This is a genomic window from Pseudomonas macauensis (assembly GCF_047902425.1).
Lineage (GTDB): Bacteria > Pseudomonadota > Gammaproteobacteria > Pseudomonadales > Pseudomonadaceae > Pseudomonas.
In genome coordinates this window covers 5569220-5590027 of record NZ_CP138377.1, presented here as the reverse complement: position 1 = coordinate 5590027, position 20808 = coordinate 5569220, and the positions used below count along the sequence as shown (strand labels likewise).

Annotated in this window: 14 protein-coding genes and 2 pseudogenes; 1 reads left to right on the top strand and 15 read right to left on the bottom strand. The window is 55.4% G+C overall.

Translation table 11 applies throughout. The annotated features are described in order from the left end of the window. Positions 1–183: 183 nt before the first annotated feature. The 11 genes and pseudogenes from SD196_RS25570 to SD196_RS25520 form a co-directional block, all read right to left on the bottom strand. A complete protein-coding gene (locus SD196_RS25570; RefSeq protein ID WP_343578059.1) occupies positions 184–627 on the bottom strand; it encodes a GtrA family protein in 444 nt (147 codons plus the stop codon). A 132-nt stretch (positions 628–759) separates the two neighbouring features. Beyond that, a complete protein-coding gene (locus SD196_RS25565) occupies positions 760–1500 on the bottom strand; it encodes an SDR family oxidoreductase (RefSeq protein WP_343578058.1) in 741 nt (246 codons plus the stop codon). Next, complete coding sequence (locus SD196_RS25560) at positions 1497–2819, bottom strand: FAD-binding oxidoreductase (protein WP_343578057.1); 1323 nt, start codon at positions 2817–2819, stop codon at positions 1497–1499. The genes SD196_RS25565 and SD196_RS25560 overlap by 4 nt, the downstream gene beginning before the upstream one ends. Continuing rightward, on the bottom strand, positions 2819–4240 hold the full coding sequence (locus SD196_RS25555) for a UbiA family prenyltransferase (protein WP_343578056.1): 1422 nt from the start codon (positions 4238–4240) through the stop codon (positions 2819–2821). Before SD196_RS25555 ends, SD196_RS25560 begins: the two co-directional genes overlap by 1 nt. Positions 4241–4371: 131 nt before the next feature. Further along, complete coding sequence (gene dctD, locus SD196_RS25550; RefSeq protein WP_343578055.1) at positions 4372–5757, bottom strand: two-component system response regulator DctD; 1386 nt, start codon at positions 5755–5757, stop codon at positions 4372–4374. Beyond that, positions 5754–7565 (bottom strand): sensor histidine kinase, encoded by a 1812-nt coding sequence (locus SD196_RS25545; protein ID WP_343578054.1) that lies wholly within the window; start codon positions 7563–7565, stop codon positions 5754–5756. The genes dctD and SD196_RS25545 overlap by 4 nt, the downstream gene beginning before the upstream one ends. 114 nt (positions 7566–7679) lie before the next feature. Then, complete coding sequence (rfbC, locus tag SD196_RS25540; protein WP_343578053.1) at positions 7680–8225, bottom strand: dTDP-4-dehydrorhamnose 3,5-epimerase; 546 nt, start codon at positions 8223–8225, stop codon at positions 7680–7682. Then, complete coding sequence (gene rfbA / locus SD196_RS25535; protein ID WP_416310814.1) at positions 8225–9106, bottom strand: glucose-1-phosphate thymidylyltransferase RfbA; 882 nt, start codon at positions 9104–9106, stop codon at positions 8225–8227. The genes rfbC and rfbA overlap by 1 nt, the downstream gene beginning before the upstream one ends. Further along, positions 9103–10008: a dTDP-4-dehydrorhamnose reductase gene (gene rfbD / locus SD196_RS25530; protein ID WP_343578051.1), complete on the bottom strand. Its 906-nt coding sequence runs from the start codon at positions 10006–10008 to the stop codon at positions 9103–9105. Before rfbD ends, rfbA begins: the two co-directional genes overlap by 4 nt. Continuing rightward, complete coding sequence (rfbB, locus tag SD196_RS25525) at positions 10005–11063, bottom strand: dTDP-glucose 4,6-dehydratase (protein ID WP_416310813.1); 1059 nt, start codon at positions 11061–11063, stop codon at positions 10005–10007. Before rfbB ends, rfbD begins: the two co-directional genes overlap by 4 nt. Positions 11064–11590: 527 nt before the next feature. Further along, positions 11591–11960 (bottom strand): annotated as a pseudogene (locus tag SD196_RS25520) (IS4 family transposase); the annotation flags it as partial. 519 nt (positions 11961–12479) lie between these two features. Between SD196_RS25520 and SD196_RS25515 the strand changes: the two are divergent. After that, complete coding sequence (locus tag SD196_RS25515; protein WP_416310812.1) at positions 12480–14141, top strand: hypothetical protein; 1662 nt, start codon at positions 12480–12482, stop codon at positions 14139–14141. Between the two features lie 352 nt (positions 14142–14493). Here SD196_RS25515 and SD196_RS25510 read toward each other — a convergent pair. From SD196_RS25510 to SD196_RS25495, 4 genes and pseudogenes are all read right to left on the bottom strand, one after another. Continuing rightward, positions 14494–14743 (bottom strand): annotated as a pseudogene (locus SD196_RS25510) (IS5/IS1182 family transposase); the annotation flags it as partial. Between the two features lie 181 nt (positions 14744–14924). Then, complete coding sequence (locus SD196_RS25505) at positions 14925–16031, bottom strand: glycosyl transferase (RefSeq protein WP_416310811.1); 1107 nt, start codon at positions 16029–16031, stop codon at positions 14925–14927. Next, entirely contained in the window at positions 16028–17131 is a 1104-nt protein-coding gene (gene wecB, locus SD196_RS25500) for a non-hydrolyzing UDP-N-acetylglucosamine 2-epimerase (protein WP_416310810.1), read from the bottom strand. The genes SD196_RS25505 and wecB overlap by 4 nt, the downstream gene beginning before the upstream one ends. Before the next feature lie 82 nt (positions 17132–17213). Beyond that, positions 17214–20804, bottom strand: coding sequence for a polysaccharide pyruvyl transferase family protein (locus SD196_RS25495; protein ID WP_416310809.1), 3591 nt, complete (start codon positions 20802–20804; stop codon positions 17214–17216). Positions 20805–20808: the final 4 nt, after the last annotated feature.

The window sequence follows — 20808 nt, the reverse complement described above, 5'->3', positions numbered from 1 at the left end:
TAGGAACTATCGGTCGGATAGCTTCTGCTGTGAGGGCGGCGGCTTCATCATGCAAATCAGTCTGCCGCCAGAAGTGAGTCACCACATCAACGTGATCAAGCGTTTGCTCTACGATTTCCGGGATTGAGCCTGATCTTCCTGAAAGTCAAATCTGTCTTCCGCGTGGGGCACAGTGAGCCAGTTTTATGGGCGGCTAGTTTGTGGCTGGGTTGATTGCTCTTTGTCTGTGTAGAAAACAAATTTTTTATCAAGGTGATATTTCGTAATGTATCCTATGGCTAATCCGATAATGCCCCCAAGATAGCGCATTTCCTTACTTTCAAATATGTGCTGAAAAGTAAATTCAAAACCCCAGAAAATTGCTGTGGTAGCTAGGCCCATGAGGCTGTACAAGGCAAAGAGCTTGCTATCATGCAGGGTGTCTCGAGTTTCAAATCGGAAGATGTAGTGTTTGTCAAGTATATATTTTGTGACCAGGCCTGCGGCTGTTCCTATGGTTATGGAAAGCAAAATGCTAAAAGGGCCAGTATAAAATCGAGTGCATAAATCTTGTGCGCCAATGTTGATGATTGTCGCTATCATGGCGAAAAGTATATAGAGAGTTGCGATTCTTGTTGATGTGGTCATTTATGGCTGCTGGGATTTTTGATTGGCGAGCGCAGTAATTAAATTAATAGGATTTTGCTGTGTGGCTTTGGTTTCAATTGGTGTTGTGATTTCGTTGTCTTGTATTGGTGGTCGGCATTTTTAGTGTTTTCATCAAAGTGAAATGCGCTTGAAGATGAATTGTGGGATGCTTCGGATTATGAGCATTATTAGCGCCCAGAAGTTTGGTGTATAAATACTGCCTTTCTTATTCTCGATGGCACTGACGATATCCTTGGCTACTCGTTCTGGTGTCGCGACCAGCGCCTTGGGCAGCGGTAGGCCTTGGGTCATCGGGGTGTCGACAAAGCCAGGCTTGATCGTCAGTACATGCACGCCAGATTTGAAGAGGCGCGCACGCAGTCCTTCACAGAAAGTTGAGACCGCAGCTTTGGCTGTGCCGTAGAGATAGTTGGAGGGGCGACCGCGGTCACCCGCTACCGAGGAAATCACCGCAATGGTGCCACTGCGCTGTTGCTCAAAGCGGTTGGCCAGCCGGGTAAGCAGGGCAATTACGCTGATGCCATTACTGGAAAATTCGCGCAGGGCCAGTTCAACATCCTGCTGGCAGGCTGATTGGTCGGGCAGGGTGCCGTGGGCGATCAAGCTGATATCCAGGGTGCCGAGGCTGGAAAAGGCGCTGCCAAGCATGGCTTCGTGGGCCGGCAAATCGTTCATGTCCAAGGGATAGGTCAGCACTTCTTTAGCGCCGCGGGCACGCAGGTCGTCGGCAACCTGAGCGAGTCGTTCGGTGTTTCTACCGACCAGGAAGAAGCGAGCTTGTTGGGCGGCCCAGGAACGTGCACAAGCGTTGGCAATAGTGGAGGTGGCTCCGATGATCAGGATGTTTTTCATGCTTGGGTCACGCGTTTCCAGAATTGAGATAGAAGGGCGGGGTCGCGCAGAGCGTCGACCTGCTGCCAGGCAGGGTAGAAGGCGCGGAAGTCATCGGCAGACATGTGAGCGTCCTTGGCCGGATAGAGGCGTCCGCCTGCTGTCCTGACGATCTGGTCAAGACGTTGGAACAGCCCTGCCTCTAGGTGCTGTCGTTGCGGGAAGTCCAGTGCCAGGGAAACTCCAGGCATGGGGAAGGACATCAGGCCTGGGGAGGGCACGTTGCCGCAACGCTTCATAACGGCGAGGAACGAACCGCTACTGCTGGACGAGATGCTGGCGAGTATCTCGGTCATGACGGTTTCGGCCGCCGGATCGGGAATCACGCACTGATACTGCTGGAAGCCCTTGCGGCCATAGATGCGATTCCAGTGCAGGATGCTATCCAGGGGGTAGAAGAACGGATCATAGCTACCCCGGGAGCTGTGGCGCCCAGGTTTGTGTAGGTGAAAGTAAGCATTATTGAATAGTTTCAGACTAAGGCCGTTCATCAGGCTGAGGGGCGGAGTCAGTGGAACGCTCAGGCGTGTCCGTCCATCGAACTGAAGCTGTCCGTCACGAGCATGGTTGCCCACGGAGAATACACCTCGGCCGGCAGAGTTACCCTTGGCTAGGCAGTCGATCCAGGCCACGGTGTACTCGTGCGTCCTGTCGAACTCTTCAGATAGGGCGAAGAACTCGCTGAGGGAGTCGAAACGCACGGTGATGCTGTCTATTTGGCTTGAGGCGACTCGCATCAGTTGCAATTCGATCCAGGTGATCACGCCGGTCAGTCCCAGGCCGCCGATGGTCGCGCGAAACAGCTCGGAATTTTCCTGCGTTGAGCAGATCTGCGGCTCTTGCTGATCAGAGCGCAGGAGGCTGAAGCGCCGCACATGGCGGCCAAAGGTCCCGCGGAGATGGTGATTCTTGCCGTGCACATCATTGGCCAGCGCGCCACCCAGGGTGACAAACTTGGTACCTGGGGTGACGGGCAGAAACCAGCCGCGAGGAATGGCTACGGCCAGAATTTCAGCCAAGGTAACGCCGGCTTCGGCGCGAACTACTCCGGTGTCCCAGTCGGCGGCTATTAATCGATCCAACTGCCGGGTCTGGAGCAATTCGCCACTCAGCGCCAAGCAGCTATCTCCGTAGCTTCTACCGTTGCCATAGGGCAGGGTACCTTGCGGGTTTTCTGCCAGTCGGCGTAAGAGCGTCGGCAATTCGCTTTGCCAGGCGCAAGGGTGCCGTTCTTGGGGAAAGTAAGGATAGCGTCCCCAGGACGCCAACTCCCGAGCCATCAGGCCGCTACCCAGAAAATGAGAGAGAAGGCTGCGCCAATCACCAGGCTGGCTCGGTCCTTGATGGCGAAGACGACTGGGTCGTCATGCATCAAACCTCGATGGGTAAGCATCCAGACACGAGTGATCCAGAACAGCAGAAGTGGGCAAGCCAGCCAGATCAGTTGTGGATAGTGGTACATCGCTGCGGTAGCTGCATCTTGGATATAGAGGGCCAGGACCATGACAGACAGATAGCCGGATGCCGCGCCCAGTGACGCCACCATCTCCAGGTCGTCTGGGTAGTAGCCGCGGCCACGGGTTTTCTGGCTCTTGCCTTTCATCCTTGCTTCACGCAGCTCGGCATAGCGTTTTACCAGCGCAAGGCTGAGGAATATGAACATTGAGAAGGCCAGCATCCAGAATGTCAGCTTCACGCCGAACGCAAAGGTGCCTGCAATGATGCGTGAGGTATACAGCATCGCCAGCACGATGACGTCAACCGCCATTCTGCGTTTTAGCCAGAAGGAGTACGCCAGTGTGAGTAGGTAGTAGGCGGCCAGAGCCAGGCTGAACTTCCATGGCAAGAGCCATGCAGAGCCCAGAAAGCCAACAAGTAGCAATATTGGAAAAGCGAGCAACCCACTCTGGATCGACAGAGCTCCGCTGGCGAAGGGACGACGACACTTGCTGGAGTGGTGTCGATCATCTTCTAGATCGAGCAAATCGTTCAGCACATAAACGCTGGACGCGCAGAGGCCGAAGAATAGGAAAGCCAGCAGGCCGTTGAGCAGAAGCTGTGGCTCGAATATACGGTGACTGGCAAGCAAGGGCACGAAAATCAGCGCGTTCTTGGCCCATTGATGGATCCTCAGGGCCTTGAACCATGTGCGGGCGACTTGGGCTTCACGCTTGATTTCGCTTTCTACATTTCCATGGTCGTGCGCGCGGCGGCTGATCTTGCCGTTGGAGTTCACAACATAGGCACGCCGCGCTGCTTTCCAGACCGGAAGGTCGTCGCCAGAGTTGCCTGCGTAATCGAAGCCCTGCACGCCGAATTCGGCAACCAGCGCATCGCGTTTACGTTCTGCGGAGAGGTTGGTCTGCTCATCGGAGGCCAGAACCTGATCGAAAACTCCAAGGTGATCGGCGATCTCCCGCGCGTAACTGTGATGGCTAGCCGTTGCTAGAACGATCCGGCGACCCTGCTGCTTTTCTCTGTGGATCAACTCCAGCACGTCTTTGTTATACGGCAACACGGAGACGTCGACAGGTGCGGAATGAGCCAGGCGGCTTTTCAGATTGGCTTTCCCTTGCGCCAGCCAGCGCAGCGGCGAGAGAGCCTTCAGCGGGTGGCGCTTGAGAAAGCTCAGGCCGGATTCGAGTAGTAGGTCGCTGTGTATAAGGGTGCCATCAAGATCGATGACCAAAGGGGTTGACACGTACAACTACCTCGACAAGTCCGTATGAAAGAACAAGAGTCCGATGCGGTGGAGCGGTGTTCTATATAGCTTGCGGATGGTAACGCCAGAAGCCTTATAGAAAAAGACGTTATCCGATGTGGTGCTGTCAGCTAGCCTTCTCGGTCGTCGCTCTCGCCTGAGTTAAGCAATAACCCGTGCTTGCGCAGCTTGTCGTGCAGCGTCTTGCGCGGCACCCCGAGGGCTTCGGCGAGGCTGCGCAGCGAGTTGTGCGGACGGCTCATCTCGGCGGCAATCAACGAGCGCTCGAAGGCCTCGACCTGTTCGTTCAGACCCGTGCCGGCAGAGGCCGGGCTCGTATGGGCGCCGCTCTCGTCGAGCCCCAGATCCAGCCCCAGCGCATAGCGTTCCGCGGCGTTCTGCAGCTCGCGGACATTGCCCGGCCAACCGTGGGCCAACAGTTGTGCGCGTTGGGCGGAGTCGAGGGGACGCGGTGTCAGGCCATGTCGCTGTGCGCCGCGCTCGGCGAAGTGCTGGAACAATAGAAGAATGTCGTCGCCGCGCTCGCGCAGCGGAGGTATGCGCAGGCTGGCGACGTTCAGGCGGTAATAAAGATCGGCGCGGAAACGACCTTCGTCAGCAGCCAGGCGCAGGTCTTCCTTGGTTGCCGCGATGATGCGGATATCCAGCGGAATGAGCTGGTTGGAGCCCAGGCGTTCTACCGTGCGCTCCTGTAGTAGGCGCAGCAGCTTGACCTGCACATCCAGGCTCATGCTTTCGATTTCGTCGAGGAACAGCGTGCCGCCATTGGCGTATTCGAATTTGCCGATGCGCCGCTTCTGCGCGCCGGTGAAGGCGCCTTGCTCATGACCGAACAGCTCGCTTTCCACCACCGACTCGGCCAGTGCGCCGGCGTTGATGGCGACGAAGGGACCGTTGCGACGGCTGGACAGGTCATGCAGGGCGCGGGCGACCACCTCCTTGCCGGAGCCGGTCTCACCGAGGATCAGCACGTCGGCCTGGATCGCCGACAGCGAGGCGACTTGCTGCTGCAGGCGTTGCATCGGGGCGGACTGACCGACCAGGCGGCCGCGCAATTCCTTCTGTTCGGAAAGCGCCAGGCGCAGGCTGCGGTTCTCCAGCACCAGGCGGCGCACATCGAGGGCGCGGCGCACGCTGTCGAGCAGTGCATCGCTGGGGAAGGGCTTTTCCAGGAAATCGTAGGCGCCCGAGCGCATGGCCTTGACCGCCAGCGGCACGTCGCCGTGGCCGGTGACCAGGATCACCGGCAGCTCAGCATCCTGGGCGTGCAACTGCTCCAGCAACTGCAGGCCGTCGATGCCGGGCATGCGGATATCGCTGACGATCACCCCGGGCCAGTCACGCGCCTGCTGCGTATCGAGCTGGTGCGCGTCGGCCAGGGAGACGACCTTGAAGCCAGCCAGGTCGAGGGTCTGGCACAGTGCCTGGCGCAGATGCGGATCGTCGTCGATCAGGAGCACCTGGGTGGTGGAATCGAAGGGCGCGGCCGAACTCATGCGCGGGTTTCCTCCTGCGGCGTCGAAGTCACGCCGGGGATGCCCGGCAACAGGTGCAATTGTACGAGAGCGCCGCCTTCGGGGTGATTCCCCAACTCCAGGTGTCCGCCGAGAGTGCGTAACAGGGTGTCGCAGATGGCCAGCCCGAGACCGAGGCCCTTGGCACTGGTCTTGGTGGTGAAGAAAGGTTCGCGAGCATGGGCCAGCGCCTGCTCGGAGAAGCCGGGGCCGTTGTCGCGCAGGGACAGGATGATGCGCTCGGGCGTCTGCTCGGCGGTCAGCCAGATGCGCCGCGGTGGCGCTTTCTCGGTGAGCGCGTCGAGGGCGTTGGACAACAGGTTGGAGAGAACCTGCCGCAGCCGGGTCTCGCCGGCCTGAACCCAGATCGCCGCATCCGGCAGGTCACGCAGCAGTTCCACGTTCATCGATTGGCGGCGCGGCGCGACCAGCGCCAGGGCATCGTTGATCGCCGGTTGCAAGGCGACGTTCTCTGGCGCGCGCCGGGCCCCGCGGGCGTAGGCCTTGAGGTGGCCGATGATCGAGGCCATGCGCCCGGTCAGTTCGCCGATCTGCTCGAGATTGCCGCGTGCGTCGTCGTAGCGCTCGTGGTCGAGCAGTACACGGGCGTTGTCGGCGTAGCTGCGGATCGCTGCCAGCGGCTGGTTGAGTTCATGGCTGATGCTGGCGGACATGGTGCCCAGGGCGGTGAGCTTGCCGGCCTGCACCACTTCATCCTGGGCGTGCATCAGCTCGCGCTGCGCCTGCTCGCGGTTGCTGACTTCCTCCTGCAGGCGGCTGTTGGCGTCTTCCAACTCCTGGGTGCGCTCCTGTACGCGCAGCTCCAGTTCGTGCTTGGCCTGTTCTTCGAGCTCGATGCGCTCCAGATAGTGGCGGCGGCTGATGGTCAGCAGCGACAGCAGCAGGAGCAGCGCGACAAGGGTGGCAGCGCCGATCAGCACGACACTGCGCACCGGGCCGTCCACCTGAGTGCGGGGGGTGTAGATGCTGACGGTCCAGTTGGTCTCCGGCAGTTCGCGGCTCTGGCTGATCCAGCGGCGCTGGTCGATCTTCAGCGGCGCAGGGTGCAACACAGGATAAGGGATGTTCTCGGCGATTTCGCGCTGTTTGGCAGGCGACAGTTCCCGGCTGGAATGGAAGCGCCAGGCCTTGTTGGAGGACAGGATGACCACGCCGTCGCTGTCCATCACCAGCAACTGGTCGGGCGTATTGCCCCACAGTTGCTCCATGTGCTCCAGGTCGACCTTCACCACCAGTACGCCCAGCAGCGTTTCCCCATCACGCACCTCGCTGGCGAAGAAGTAGCCGCGGCGCTTGGAGGTAGTGCCCAGGCCGAAGAAGCGTGCCGGGCGCCCCTGCATCGCTTCCTTATAGTAGGGGCGGAACGAGAAATTGCGGCCGACGAAGCTGTCGGGCTGGTCCCAGTTGGAAGCGGCTTGGGTGATCCCGTTTGGACGCATCAGGTAGATGACGTCGGCGCCGGTACGGCCGCGGATGCGGGCCAGCTCCAGGTTGGCGGCATTCTGCTGGGCCAGGTTGCCGGGAGACTGCAATGCTGCTCGCAGGGTGGGCAGCTCGCCGAGGATCGGCGGCAGATCTTCGTAACGGCGAAGTGTACCGAGCAGGTTGGCGACGTAGAGATCAAGGGTTTGCTGGTTTTGCTGGGCAATCTGTTCGCTGTAGTAGCGGTCGGCGAGGTGGTGCAGCGGCCAGAGCAGCGGTGCCAGCAGAAGTGTGAGGAAGGCCAGGGAGCGCCAGCGGGTGAGGTGATGGTTCAAGGCGGCATACATCGCGTGGGATCGTATCCACTGTGGATGCTACACCGATCTGTCCTTAGTGGGGCAGTGACCTTCGGATGATGGGGCAGGCGCTCGGGTAGCTATGGGGCTACGTCTCAGGGACTTTCAGTCGAAGAGCTCGGCGTCCGCCAGCCGACAGCCTTCGCGATCCTTCCAGGACAGTGCAGGTTCCCTGTCAAGGGGCCACTCGATGGCCAAATCCGGATCGTCCCATGCGATACAACGCTCATGCGCCGGCGCCCAGAAGTTCGTGGTCTTGTAGAGGAACTCGGCGCTTTCGCTGAGCACCAGGAAGCCGTGGGCGAAACCCTCGGGAATCCACATCTGCAATTTGTTCTCTTCGCTGAGGAGCTGACCGACCCACTGACCGAAAGTTGATGAGCTGCGGCGGAGGTCCACGGCGACGTCGAATACCTCGCCCCGGACGACGCGAACCAGTTTTCCCTGGGGCTGGCGGATCTGGTAGTGCAGCCCGCGTAGCACGCCTCGGGATGAGCGGGAGTGGTTGTCCTGGACGAAATCGACCTCGCGAGCAATCGCCTGTTCGAACTTCTGCCGGTTGTAGCTTTCGAGGAAGAAGCCGCGGCTGTCGCCGAAGACTTGAGGTTCGATCACTAGAACATCCGGGATGGCCAGTGGGGTGACTTTCATCAGTAGACCGTTTGCGTCAAAAGGTGTTGGAGATACAGACCGTAGCCGCTTTTGGACAGCGGTATAGCCAGGCGTTGTAGGTCTTCGGGACTGATCCAGCCCTGGCGGAAGGCAATCTCCTCGGGGCACGCTACCTTGAGTCCCTGCCGGTTCTCCAGGGTGGCGATGAATTGGCTGGCATCTAGCAGCGACTCATGGGTGCCGGTGTCCAGCCAGGCGTAGCCGCGGCCCATGATTTCTACCGACAGTTCGCCCTGCTCTAGATAGTGGCGATTGACGTCGGTGATCTCCAACTCGCCGCGCGCGGAAGGGCGGAGGCTCTTGGCGATTTCGACGACACGCTGGTCGTAGAAATACAGCCCTGTCACGGCATAGCTGGATTTTGGCTGCGTGGGTTTTTCTTCCAGACTGATGGCCTTACCGCCTGCGTCGAACTCCACAACGCCGTACCGTTCGGGGTCATGCACGTGGTATGCAAAGACGGTGGCGCCGCTTTTCTGCTGCATGGCGCTGGCCAGGAGCTCCTGCAGGTGGTGGCCGTGGTAGATGTTATCGCCCAGCACCAGAGCGCAAAGGTCGTTACCGATGAACTCCTTGCCGATCAGGAGCGCCTGGGCCAGGCCGTCCGGCGAGGGTTGCACGGCATACTGCAGGTTCAGGCCCCATTGGTTGCCGTCGCCGAGCAGTTGCTCAAAGCGCGGAGTGTCCTGAAGCGTAGAGATGATCAAAATGTCGCGGATGCCCGCCAGCATCAGTGTGCTCAGCGGGTAATAGATCATCGGTTTGTCGTACACCGGCAGCAACTGCTTGGACACGGAAAGCGTGGCCGGGTGTAATCGTGTTCCTGCGCCACCAGCAAGGATGATGCCTTTGCGCTTCATGCGAGTTTTTCTCCTGTCAGCTCGACCAGCATCCGCTTAACGTGAGTTTCCCAGGCAGGCAAGGTCAAGTCGAAGGCTGCCTGCAGTTTGCGGGTATCGAGTCGGGAATTGAGTGGGCGAGGCGCCGGCAGCGGGTACTCTTGAGTGTGGATCGGTAGCACCCGTTCTGGAGAGGTACGTAGTGGCAGTCCTAGGCGAGTCGCTTGCTCGATGACGAAACGGGCATAGCCGTGCCAGCTGGTCGCACCTTGAGCGGCCAAGTGGTAGATGCCGGAAAGTGATTGGGCATCAGGACGATGGCGTAGCTGGGCGAGTACCTGGGCAGTAATGTCGGCAATCAGCTCGGCACTGGTCGGGGCTCCAATCTGGTCCGCAATGACTCGCAACTCGTCGCGATCTGTCGCCAGACGTAGAATGGTCTTGGCGAAGTTCGCTCCGCGTGCGGCGTAGACCCAGCTCGTACGGAATATCAGGTGACGGCATCCACTGTGCAGGATGGCTTGCTCGCCATCCAGTTTGGTTCGACCGTAGATATTCAATGGTCCCGTGGGCGAATCCTCGGAAAATGGGAGCTCTCCGCTGCCGTCGAACACATAGTCAGAGGAGTAGTGCACAAACCATGCTTCAAGCCCGGCGGCGAGTTCTGCCAGCAGTCCCACGGCCTCGGCATTCACTCGGCGCGCCCGGTCGACGTCGGCTTCCGCCTTGTCGACAGCCGTATAGGCGGCCGCGTTCACGATGATCGAGGGTCGCTCGGTGCTTACCAGAGCGCGTAGGCCTGCTAGGTCTTCCAGATCACCACGCTTGCGATCACAGATGATCAGTCTGCCCAAGGGCGCTAGGGACCGTTGCAACTCCCAGCCAACTTGGCCGTTGGCGCCGAGAAGCAGGATATTGCTCATGAGTACTGTCTGCTCAGCCATTCCCGGTAGGCCCCACTAACCACGTTCTCGACCCATCCCTGGTTGTCCAGATACCAGCGGACGGTCTTGGCAATGCCTGTCTCGAAAGTTTCCGCGGGCTTCCAGCCCAGCTCACGTTCCAGTCGGGTCGCATCGATGGCATAGCGGCGGTCATGGCCGGGACGATCTTTGACGAAGTTGATCTGCTCCCGATAACTATGGCCGTCGCTGCGGGGTGCCTCTTGATCGAGGGTATCGCAGATGTGATGCACCACTTCCAGGTTGGCTTTCTCGTTCCAGCCGCCGACATTATAGGTTTCTCCAACATTCCCGGCTTCCAGCACGCGGCGAATGGCGCTGCAGTGGTCCTTGACGTACAGCCAATCGCGAATCTGCTGTCCATCCCCATAGATAGGCAGAGCTTCGCCGGCCAGTGCATTGCGGATGACCAGCGGGATCAGTTTTTCCGGGAAGTGATAGGGGCCATAGTTATTCGAGCAGTTAGTGGTCAGAACTGGTAGCCCGTAGGTGTGGTGATAGGCTCGGACCAGGTGATCGGATGCGGCCTTGGACGCCGAGTACGGGCTGTTGGGCTGATAAGGATTGTTCTCGGTAAAGGCAGGCGCGTCAGGTGCCAGCGAGCCATAGACTTCGTCAGTGGAGACGTGCAGGAAGCGGAATTCGACCTTGTGTGGGGTGTCCAGAGTGCACCAGTAAGCGCGGACAGCCTCAAGTAGGTGAAAAGTTCCGACCACGTTGGTTTGGATAAAGTCTTCGGGACCGAGAATGGACCGATCTACATGGGATTCGGCTGCGAAGTTCAGTACCGCCCGGGGTTGATGCTGCTTCAGGAGCCCGGCAACCAATGGGCTGTCACCGATGTCACCATGCACGAAAGTGTGTCGTTCGTCGCCATCAAGGCTGCCCAGGTTCGCCCGATTGCCGGCGTAGGTCAACTTGTCCAGGCTGACGACTGGTTCGTCATGCCCGGCGAACCAGTCCAGTACGAAGTTTGAGCCGATGAAGCCGGCACTGCCGGTAACTAGAATCGTCATGGTGTCACAGCCTCTGAATGACCGTTGCGATAACTAATCCTAGGATGCCCAAACGCGTCTGTCGGTGTTCATCCGATGGATTAATCAGCCTGAGCATTCGGTGCAATAGCACGAGGAGTGAGCTTTGACGAACTCGTGGATACGCTGATCTCGCTGGTCGGTGGTGCTTGGGGTGGAGGTTTTTCCTGAGTCACATCGCCCCAGTAGCGAGACGTTCAGTTGAGTCTCCGTCGATGGCGGGCGAGCTAAAGGCCGAAGCTTGAGAGTGTCAGGATACTTCTCATGGCAGTGATAGCCAAGTCTGGAGGGGGAGGGGATCACCTTTGAGCCTTGCTGTTGATGACTATACCAAGCCACGAGGAATTCTCGGCAAGTGCTGCTCCGGTAACCCGGTAGCATTGGCATAGAGCCACTTACCACCTACCGTTCGCGGACTCCGACAGGGTATTGGTGGACAATGGATGGGGACGAATGGCACTTAACCCTTTGGGGATGACCATGCCGTTGTGTCTCCGTTCGAGCAAATGCGGATAGGCCGCTTGATTGGCTGCCGTATCCGGCATTGACACCGTCGTGCCATCCACCGGCCGAACAGGCCGTCCCATCCACTGCCCGCCTTGGCTGAATAGCCGCTGACGAAGGCGATAGTAACCACCAGTGCGTGCTACACGGCCTCAAACCGCCAAACAATTGCATGACGGCCATGTCATTGACTACCTTTTGACAGGAGCGATCAGTGCTCAATGCCTGTGCCATAAACATGGACCGCATCTCCGTGGGCGGGAACAGGCGCTCCCGATGGGGTAGCAACATTGCCTCTACACGTTCGAACAACTCTGGGCTGGTCAATAAATTGAAGAAGGCATAAGCATCCGTCCTCGATGTATGTCGACGGATATACTGTTGTTGATGAGGCTACGGCTCACTATCCGAGCAAGTCGACTGTTAAGATGACCTCAGGCATGTTGTGAAGCGCTTGAGGTCAATGGTGAACGCCGATGCTCTATGCTAAGGCTCTCGCCAAACAGACGACAAAAACTATCCATGGCGCCATTGTCCTTATCGGCTCAGCTGGCAATCGCCATCGCAAATCCAGGTGCGTTTACGGTGTGGTCAAGGGCTGGTTACTCGCTACGCCCATGGCTCTCTGTGCAGTTTTGTGGGTGCCGGAGTCAAGGTGGTACAGGTAATGCCGGGGCCAACCGATTTCCCTGTGACGGCTTACCTCAAGGATAGGAGGGCGAATCTGGCCTTTTTAGAGAGCGTAGCAAAGTAGGTTTTGGGCGCGATTGAAACTGGAAGGTTTCTGGTGTGTTCGCGAGAAAATAGCTATTTATTATGGCATAATTTAATGTTTGTCCTGTGCGATCTTTGATGGTCTGAAAATTTCGCCTGAGAGTTTAAATGAGTCTTAAAGTGTCCGTCATGAAGATTAATATGCTTAGCAAATCGGCCGATTCTCATGAGTACTGTTACGAGACGGGGTTGTTGGTGGTTGTTTTTTTACTATCAACAGCATTTTCTTTCTTGATAACAAAAGTCAGCCTGGCTTCTTTGGCACAATACTCTCCAATAATTGCTTTGATCCTAACGATCGGTGCGGGATTTTTCATTCGGGCCTCGATCTTATCGATTTCATCCGCGCTTGTGCTAATAATCGGGTCAATTTTTCTTCAAAAATCTGCATTAGATATTTATTACGATGGAATTACTTATCATCAAGATGCGATGCTTAATTTAATAAAGGGGGAGTTCTCGTTAATAAATAACTATATTCCGGGGAAGTACTCGCATCTTACCAGTTACTATCCGAAGTTGTCGTGGTTTTATGGGGCTGGCATTACCGAGTTGACTGGCGATATTGTGTATTCAAAATCTTTGAATACATTAATAATTGCTGCGACTTTCTTGATCGGGTTGTCAGTTATCCCGTTCTCCCTAGTTGCGCGTATGATTTTTAGTATAGCTCTTGCTCTGAATCCGATTGCAGTTAGTCAAGTTTACTCAAACTACGTTGATGGCGCTCTTGGCGGCTTTCTGATTATATCAATTTTTGGTCTTTATAAATTAATAAGCTCGGATTTTAATAAGGGGCTTCCTCTGGTGCTTGTAGGGATTGCGGGGGCTTCAACACTCAAGTTTACAGGCTTTGTATTTTCGGGCGTGATATTTCTTTCTTTCATAATCTGGTGCCTTTTCCAGGTATTTCTTGAGAAAAACACTGCCTCACTTGTGTATTCATATAAAAACATGGCTGGCAGGACGCTGGGTTTATGTTTGATGGTTTCATTATTTGCGCTGATTCTAGTTGTTAATCCATATTTAAATAATATTATTGATGGCCGTCATATCTTTCACCCGGCACTTGGGGCGGAGAAGATTGATGATCTGATTAGTGGGCAAACGCGAATAGAGTTTTACTCTCTTGATCGCTGGACAAGGTTGGTTTTAAGTGTTTTTTCTGAATCTTCGGATCATGGTCCGTGGGCGCCAACAGCATTACCTCCAGCAAAAATACCATTTGCGATATACCCTGGTGAGATTGATGCATTTAAGGCGATAGATGTTCGGGCCGCAGGCTGGGGGCCTCTTTTTAGTGGGGTTTTGCTTATAGGGATGGTTTTTGCTTTAGGTGGTAAGGGCAAGAGGGATCTCTGCTGGGTTACATTGACTCTGCTTGCCATTTCGATCGTAAATCCCGAGTCATGGTGGGCAAGGTTCAATCCGCAACTTCATACATTTGCCTTGTTTTTGCTAATTCTAATGTTTGATAATGGGAGGAGGATAATATCGAGCGCTCTTGCTATGTTGCTTATCCTGAACTCGATGCTGATCTATAATTCCATGAGTAGATACGCTGATGGGGTAAAAGATCAAGTTATTGGATCAATTATTGAATTATCCAAAAGATCTCCGACCGGAGTTCTGGTGTGGGATATGAAAAAATTTCATTTGGAGTCTTTCTTTAGTCGCGCCGGCATAGAATGGACTTCATCTGAAGAATCGAATAAATCAGATCTTGTTTGTAGTGCCGTTTATGAGGAGTTTATTTGTTATCATTCGGCGGGAAAAATATAGAAGACCAAAGAAGGGGCTTCTGTAAAACCCCTCATGCCTAATTTCATCCTGGGTAGGTTCTTTGACAGGTTGCTGGAAGAATCATGAAATGAATGGCAGTGAATTTTCCCAAGGAAGGTCTGAAGTAGCCGGATATTGCTGATCGACTTCGCTTTCGCCGATTTTGAAAGTGGATAGTCTATCAAAAACGATCAGACCAGCCGCTCATTTCGGCGCTATTAGCCGCTGCGATCACCTCGCGGCGGCTATTCCCACGTTGCAGGTGCACCTCTCTATTTGTCGGCGGGCCATCCAAAGATTCGACAAGGTGAACGGCGCCACCATTTGCACGGCATTCTTGGCTAATCCTCGCGGCAAATTGGCGTAGTATAGTGGTCTTATACAGCGCTTCCTTCGTTGCCGGATGCTGTAGCCGGATCAATTCAGCATTAGTAGCATCGCCATCAGCGGATACGCCGGACGACCGCTTCACACTTCGGGTAATGCGACTCGATCAGGGTAACCAGAACCTTCCACGGTACCACCTGATCCATCTCGATCAAGAGCAACTCCTTGCGGGTTTGCTTGCGCTTGCCGGAATACTTGGCTTCGGTGAAGGCCATCTACCAACTCCAGAAAAATCTCTTGTAGGCTGTTCTGATGCTTAATTCTTGGCGGAACAACATTAAGAGGGGTTTTTCAGGGAGCCTGCTAGAATCTTTCCCCGTTTCATATGGTTTGCCATAGGAAGGCGCGCTACGCTTTCACAAGCCTCGATTCGATCCTGCATCGAACGCCCAGAGCCTAGATTAGATGGGTATTATTGAATCGAGAGGACCAAGAGTTTTCCTTGCGGAAAGATATGATTTCTTTGGTGCTGCTGACATAGTCCAGCGCAGAGTCTACTGTGCTTGAAACATTTATTGCGTCATCGTTTTCTCTGAGAATGAAAACCCCTGCTTTGTGGGCATGGTTTCGCATCTCTCCGAAATGAGATGATAATACCGGAAGACCCAATGCTCGGTATTCGTAATATTTTATCGGGTCCACGGAGTCAGTGAGTTCTGTCTGCTTGAAGGGAATGAGCCCTATGTCGAATCCCTGTATTGCGGCAATAGCTTCAGTATGAGTGCATTGAGGATGGATCTCTACGTTTTGCGGTAGAGTTCCTTGGGGCGGGCTGAACATGGGGCCAATTAACTTTATTTTGACTTTATTGCATTTGGCAATTTTATGGATCATTGTCCAATCAAACCAAGGTCCGATAGTTCCAACATAGCCAAGGATTCTTTGATGTGGTCGATCTGGGAGATCAATAACTGATGGAAGTGTCTCGAGAGCGCAGGCGTTCATACATAGTTTTGCGCTTCCTGCATTGGAAAAACGCTCCAGCAAGGCGGTCGAGGATGCAAGGATGTGTTGTACCTTCTCGGCCACAACTGACTCTCGATGCTGCATTGCCCACTTCGAGATGCCCGAATAGAAGGCTGGGAAGTCATCCATCGCATCATAGGCCGTGCTGGAAAAAGTACCATGCGTCAGCAGGTATATGGCCAGTTCTGATGGTTTTCCTGCTACCAGTAATGTTTCCCTGGTCTTGCTGAACTCATCGATCTCGCGGAGCAAGTCTCGCCACAGAAAAGTGTTGACCAGCCCCGAGCCGGGTATGGGCTCTATCGGGAGTGAGCGAACCGGCAAAACCTTAAGCCACTTCTCTGTTCGGGGGGGCAGCGGGGTATGCGACTTGTTGGATAGTTTCCTGAAGTCCGACAGATTCGGGAAACGGGTTGGATAGGGGTCGATCCAAAGCACTTCGCCGTGGGTAGCTGCATGAAACCACTCCACGAATTTATGGGGGCGTTGCGCAAAGCTGTTCCATGGAACCGGAGACAAATAAACCAGGCGATTCAAGAGAAATGCTCCTGCAGAATACCAATTATTCTAGAGGCGGCATTTCCATCGCCATAGGGAGAAGTGCCTTTCGCCATTTCCCGATACGCTAGACTGTCGTTGAGTAGCAGCTCAGTTTCCCTGACAATATTCTCAGTATTGCTCCCAACCAAGCGAACACAGCCAGCTTCTACCGCTTCCGGCCGTTCGGTAGAATTCCGGAGCACAAGGACTGGTTTTCCTAGTGCAGGCGCTTCCTCCTGAACACCACCCGAATCACTGAGTATCAAGTGGCACCTGTTCATCGTGTGGATGAACTCTCTATACCCCAGTGGCTCGATAAGGTTTATGTTCTGAATGCCAGAAAGCAGTTCGTGGGCCGTGGCTTTGACGTTTGGATTCGGGTGTACAGGGAAAATGACATCGATATTGGGGTTGCGTATTGCGAGCGTACGAATGGCAGTGCATATGTTGCGAAAGGCCTCGCCGAAGTTCTCTCTTCTATGCGCTGTCACCAGGATGACCTTTCGCTCATGTTCTTCGGGGGGTAGGGAGTCTTTCGCCGCAATGTATTGCAGTGCATCGATGACTGTATTGCCAGTGATGTGTATCTGGGGCTCGGGAGTTCCTTCCGCAAGCAGGTTTTGCGCGGAGAGAGGGGTCGGGGTGAAGTGCCACTTCGCGAGTCTCCCAACAACAACTCGGTTGAACTCCTCTGGGAACGGATTGTGCATATTCCCCGTGCGCAAGCCTGCTTCTACATGGCCAAAGGCAATGCCTGCATAAAAGCAGGTCATTGCGGCGGCCAACACAGTTGTTGTATCACCTTGAGCCAGTACGACATCCGGCATTTCAGCCTTCAGTACCTTTTCCAGATCAATCAGCAGCCTGCCAGTCAGCGCGCTCAGCGACTGATTTGGCTGCATCACATTCAGGTCGAAATCCGGGACGATCGAGAACTCTCGAAGTATCTGGTCAAGCATGCCTCGATGCTGTGCCGTGACCAGAACTTTGACTTCTGCCCAGGGCCGCTCGCGCAGTGCCAGTATGACCGGAGCCATTTTTATGGCCTCCGGGCGCGTGCCTACGATGCAGATAATTTTCTTCGAGAGCGTTTTCATGAGAAAAAAGTAGCGCCTTCAGTACTCTGTGAGGATTGCTCGAAGCCAGTCACCGGAGTGACAGGCTGACTTCACATGGCGGTCACGGGGTATAGTCGAGGAAATACTCCGGATGCGCATGCCACTTTTCTTTGAAGTAATTCGAGTTGCGTAGGAAAAGTTTTTTATAACGGTCGCTACCGCTATCTGCGCCAGTCGTCTGGTGTGGCTGATGGCGGATGCCTGAAAGATCCCTGAACGACACTTCCATATCGAGCGCCCGGATCTGGAAGCACAGATCAGTATCCTCAAAGCAGGTGGGGTCGTAGAAGGTATCGAACCCATCGATGGCATCAAAGGTAGCCCGGCGCATGAAGAAACCACTCGTCCCCAGGAAGCCGATATCGGAGCGATAGCCGTCACGGATTGCCTGTGCATTCATTGCACGGTTGGGGCAGTAGTCGGCGATCATTCCTCCGAGATCAGTGCGAGTTGCATCGAACCATCCGGCGTTCCAGCCGATAACGCCCACGTTTGCGTTCGCTTCAAGGATGGCCAGTGCTTCGGCGAAGCCGGATGAGCCGGTAAACCACTGATCACTGTCGAAGAATGCAATGTACTTACCGTTGGCATGCTCGACGCCTAGGTTTCGGCCGGAAGAACATCCGTTTTCGGGGTTTCGTACCAGTTTTACGCTGGGGAAGTCCCGTTCGACGATGGCCGCTCCGTCGTCGCTGCTGGCATTGTCGACAACGATGACCTCGCTGATATAAGCGGAGCAGTGTTGCAACAGTGTCTGCAGGCAACGACCGATGATCTTAGCGTTATTGTGGATCAAGATTACTACGCTGACGTCATGGCGCGGTCTTTCTGGAATCAATTGTTCCAGACGGCTGAGCCAGGAGTTTCCAGCTACGAGCAGGTCATTGTTCTTCTGCGTCGAGGCACTAGCGCCGCTGAGATCCAGCGGTGCCGGCGCGGGGTAGTGCAACACGTTCTGAGATTCGATCAGGTTCACTTCTTTCGAGCATATGACGGGCTTGTTGAGAAAAAGTCCGGACAGGATGCTCGCCATTGCGTGCCCTGTAGACTCGACGGAGTCTTTTACAGGGGCCAAGATGAAGTCTGCGTGAGCCACGAAACAATTGGCCCGTTCCAGGCAGTGAGCCGGGAGGAATCCAACGTTGTGTGGCATCTCTGGAACAGGCTCTGTCCCCAGGACGTAGAACGCCATGTGGTCATTTTGCTCCGCACAGCGCTTCATATAGCTCCAGTCGACCCAACTATCGGCGCCATCGGTCACAAGAAGAAGCCCCTTCTCGCGACTTTCAATTTGCCACTCAGAAGGCTTCTGATATTGCTTATAAATGTCGAAATAGGTATGGCTTGCGGCTTGTGGGAGGCTCATGACTTTATTCGATAGAGAGCTATCGAAGTGACTGGCAGTCTCCGGAAGGGTGATGCATATCCGGTCCGAAAGCTCTGCAAGTTGCTGGTCTACAGAATCAGCAAGGCCATTGAAAGACAGTTCGTAGTGTGATGTGTCGAGAACGGTAATCAGTCCTCGATCCTTGGCATACTTTGCGAAGGGAATGACATCTGCGCTGCCGTTCAGGTAGATAATGATCGAGTGCTCAGAAAGCTTCTTGAACAGGTCGCTTCTGGTTATCTCGGAAAGTGCAAGATTCAACATCCCGGCGACATGGCGGGGTTCGTGCTCGGGAGTTGGGGCAATGTAGATGACGCGATGCCCGGCAGATAGAGCGGTTCGCGCTAGTTGAGCGCCACGGTGCTGTTCTCCGAAAGCGGAGAATCCATGATTGGCAAAGATGACGATTTCTTCATTGCGAAGCTGCGCCGATGCATTGAAGTAGGCATCCGGGAGATTGTCCGGGTACGCCGGAATCGATGCGATAGGCTCTTCATTGAGTGCTGCCTGCATTTGACGGCGTCTTTTCAGGGCAGAGAGTAGAGCGCTAGGGCCGCCATTCTGCAGGAGATAAATTGCACGCTGGATTTTCGGATTTAGCACTCTCAATGCTCCTGCCATCTTGCTTCCTAGGGATTTGCTTTTTTGCTGAATGAACTGTTCTAGCATGGCAACATGCATTTCTTTTTCCAGGATATAGGCAGTCTTGCTGTCATTTTCTGCCTTGATGCTGTTGATAGTTTCCTGGAGTTGTAGTGTTTCGAGGGTTTTCCCCTCAATGCGATCATGTAGATGCTTGGCTTCGAGGATCCGCTCCTGGATGGCGTCCTGGAGGTGCTTGACCTCGAGAGACCTCTCCTCGATGGAGTCATGGAGCTGTTGGGCTTCTTGTTGAAGATCGTCGAACTGCAGGGACAGCTCCTGAGAGATTTTCTCCAGACTCTCTGCCTGGGCTGTCTGTTGGTGAAGCAGTGACTCCTTGTAGCGCAGCAGTGCATGAGCACGATCACTGGCACGCTGGATTTCTCTGTTCTGCCAGATGAGATCCTGCAGCCAGGCGCTCAGCCAATCGAAGCCCTTGTCACTTCCCCAGCGCCCTCCTCGTTCTTCGACGCTCAGGCTTTCCAGCAGGCCGGCCAGTTCGTCCCGGTGCGCAAGCGTCGCCTGCTGAAGCGCTTCGTGGGTACTGGGGGCAATGATCCACGCTGGGGGTTGTCCGTTCGGCTGCGTTGCGGTTCTGATCAGTTCCTTGTAACTCTCAAGTGGAGCGCTGAGCCCCATGCGCAGCTTCTCCGGCACCCCCGCCATTTCATGCGCCTTGACCATCTTGTCGTCGTACTCGAGGAAGACGCAGGGTTTGCCCAGGGCAATAGCGAGAATACTGCCGTGCAGACGCATCGAAACCAGGGCGTCGCACCGGGCCAGTTCGGCCGTCATCGCTTCTACTTCAATGCAGTCAACGATCTGGTCTTCAATGTGATCCGCGAGGGCATCGGAAAGTTGCTCCAGGTACGGGCGATCCGAAGCTGCGCGTTGTTCATCCAGCGAGTGCTGGAAGGCAAGCCAGACACATCTCCAGTTCTCGGGCAGTTGCGCATTGATCGCAATGACCAGCTTGTCACTCCAGCCTTCCTCCTTAGGCCACTCCCGGATAATCAGACCCAGCGTCTTCTTCGAGTCATGACGGGAGGCGCTCACCTCGGGGGCAAGCTTGTGTATGACTTGGTTTGCAGCGTGCCAGCCCGGGTCGGGAGCCGTGACGATGGGGCGAGTGACGCCAATGCTTCTCAGCAGCTCCGTGCTTTGCTCATCGCGAATGGTGACGACATCGGCTTTGGAGAACACGTCCCGTGCGATGGCCCGAGCCTGCTGGCTTCGCAGTGGCCCAACGCCGTGCGCCAGGATCATCGTCTTGAGCCCGAACTGCTGGGCCATGTAGAACGGGCGTGCGTACTGAGCGATATCCGACATCAAGGGGGCGTAGAGCGCACAAGCATTGAAAGGGTGGTGATCCTGGAAGATTCCGCCTCCCCCCATAAGGAATAGATCGCTATCGGCCAGTGCCCGCCCGATCTCTCCTAGATTGTGAAAGTCCACGGCCGGTACGCCGTAGATTTGCTCGGTATGCGCGGGGTTCAGGCTTATGATGGTAGGTTGGCCGCCCAGCTCTTTAATCCAGTCAACAATGGCGCCGAGCAGCAACTCATCTCCAATATTGCTGGCACCATACCAGCCACACAGAACAATTTTGGATTTACCAGTCATCTGA

What these genes read in the sequence shown, in the direction of transcription:
- SD196_RS25570 (WP_343578059.1), bottom strand. Translation starts at nt 627, where the DNA reads ATGACCACATCAACAAGAATCGCAACTCTCTATATACTTTTCGCCATG.
- SD196_RS25565 (WP_343578058.1), bottom strand. Translation starts at nt 1,500, where the DNA reads ATGAAAAACATCCTGATCATCGGAGCCACCTCCACTATTGCCAACGCT.
- SD196_RS25560 (WP_343578057.1), bottom strand. Translation starts at nt 2,819, where the DNA reads ATGGCTCGGGAGTTGGCGTCCTGGGGACGCTATCCTTACTTTCCCCAA.
- dctD (WP_343578055.1), bottom strand. Translation starts at nt 5,757, where the DNA reads ATGAGTTCGGCCGCGCCCTTCGATTCCACCACCCAGGTGCTCCTGATC.
- SD196_RS25545 (WP_343578054.1), bottom strand. Translation starts at nt 7,565, where the DNA reads ATGTATGCCGCCTTGAACCATCACCTCACCCGCTGGCGCTCCCTGGCC.
- rfbC (WP_343578053.1), bottom strand. Translation starts at nt 8,225, where the DNA reads ATGAAAGTCACCCCACTGGCCATCCCGGATGTTCTAGTGATCGAACCT.
- rfbA (WP_416310814.1), bottom strand. Translation starts at nt 9,106, where the DNA reads ATGAAGCGCAAAGGCATCATCCTTGCTGGTGGCGCAGGAACACGATTA.
- rfbD (WP_343578051.1), bottom strand. Translation starts at nt 10,008, where the DNA reads ATGAGCAATATCCTGCTTCTCGGCGCCAACGGCCAAGTTGGCTGGGAG.
- rfbB (WP_416310813.1), bottom strand. Translation starts at nt 11,063, where the DNA reads ATGACGATTCTAGTTACCGGCAGTGCCGGCTTCATCGGCTCAAACTTC.
- wecB (WP_416310810.1), bottom strand. Translation starts at nt 17,131, where the DNA reads ATGAAAACGCTCTCGAAGAAAATTATCTGCATCGTAGGCACGCGCCCG.
- SD196_RS25495 (WP_416310809.1), bottom strand. Translation starts at nt 20,804, where the DNA reads ATGACTGGTAAATCCAAAATTGTTCTGTGTGGCTGGTATGGTGCCAGC.